We start from the raw sequence: 1,281 nt of genomic DNA on the forward strand, positions 1-1,281 counted from the left end.
CCGGGGCCGGCCCGGCGATCACCACGTCACCGACCACCCCTGCACGGTAACGATTTTCCCGCCCGACCACGGCCGCCGTCGAATCCGCACCCTGCTCAGGAGCGCCAGGAGACCGGTCACGAGGCGCACCGAGGGTGCCACCGTCGCACCGCGCGGCGGCGGATTGTTGCCCGGTGTGACTAATCAGTCGGTTTGATCCTCTGCGTTCGCGGTCCGCGCACGGGCTCGGTACAGTGATCGATTGTTGGCCGGACCTGCGGCATCGTGTCGCAGGAAGATCGTCGGCCCGGCTCGCTGGCGATGTTCGTGACGACGCGCCGTTGCCGTTGTTAGGTCGTGCGCAGGGGATTGGGGACACTGACCCCCGTGCATGGTCAACAGGCGTCGGCGCACGGTTGGGCGAGATCCCTCGATCACCGTCGGTTGGAGCTAGTGGAGGTAGAAGCGCGACGGCACGGTCACCCACCGCGGCGCCGCGTGTGATGGATCACATCTGCTTCGAGTGGCGCGTTCACTCAAGCTGAGTGAAGATCGGTTCGCAGATCATCGAGCACGGAGGGGGCCACGTTGGCCGAGCTTAGGAAAGGAACCCGGATCACCGGCGCCGAGCGCGACAAGCTCGCTGCCGAGCTTCGGAAGAAGTACGAGGGTGGGCAGAGCATCCGTCTGCTTGCCGAGTCCTCTGGCCGTTCGTACGGGTTTGTCCACCGGATCCTGTCGGAATCCGGTACCACCCTGCGCGGCCGCGGCGGTGCCACCCGGGGCACCAAGAAGAAGAGCTCCTGATCATGGCGGTGCCGGCCGCCGCCATACCGGCGGCGGCCGGGCTTCAGGCAGACGTGCGCGGTCCCGTCGTGACCATACGGGTCAGCGCCGATGTCAGCCCCTGGTCGCTCGCGGCCATCGGCTCTGCCCTGCGTGACGTGCTGCGTCGCCTCACCGGCGACGTGCGCGTCGCCATCGTCCGTCCGGGATCAGCGACGTCGCCGCCGGCCTCACCGCCGGCGGCGAACGCAGGGACGGCGTCCGATCGGTCGCCGGCCGGTCCGGACGGGCTGCTCGACGGGTACCAGTTGATCGATGGATACCACCAGTGGCGCGCGGCGCTGGACGGCCTCGCCGAGCGCGCTGACCTGGTCAGCGTCGCCGTGCTCGCCGGGCAGACCGGCGACGTCGGCACCGCGCTGGCCGCCGCCTGTGACCTGCGGATCTTCGCTGCGGACGCGGGCCTGCGCCCCGTCTGGGCGCGCGCCGGTCTGTTGCCCGCGGCCGGTGCCCTGC

The 1,281-nt window shown here is 69.9% G+C and carries 1 protein-coding gene and 1 pseudogene; both read left to right on the forward strand.

Annotated features, from left to right (window positions below):
* The first annotated feature begins 567 nt into the window (after positions 1-567).
* Positions 568-786, forward strand: coding sequence for a helix-turn-helix domain-containing protein (locus tag MXD58_RS27825; RefSeq protein WP_248840730.1), 219 nt, complete (start codon positions 568-570; stop codon positions 784-786).
* 68 nt (positions 787-854) lie between these two features.
* A pseudogene (locus tag MXD58_RS27830) lies at positions 855-1,281 on the forward strand (enoyl-CoA hydratase/isomerase family protein); the annotation flags it as partial.

The organism is Frankia sp. AgKG'84/4, from assembly GCF_023242965.2.
In the GTDB taxonomy this organism is placed as follows: domain Bacteria; phylum Actinomycetota; class Actinomycetes; order Frankiales; family Frankiaceae; genus Frankia.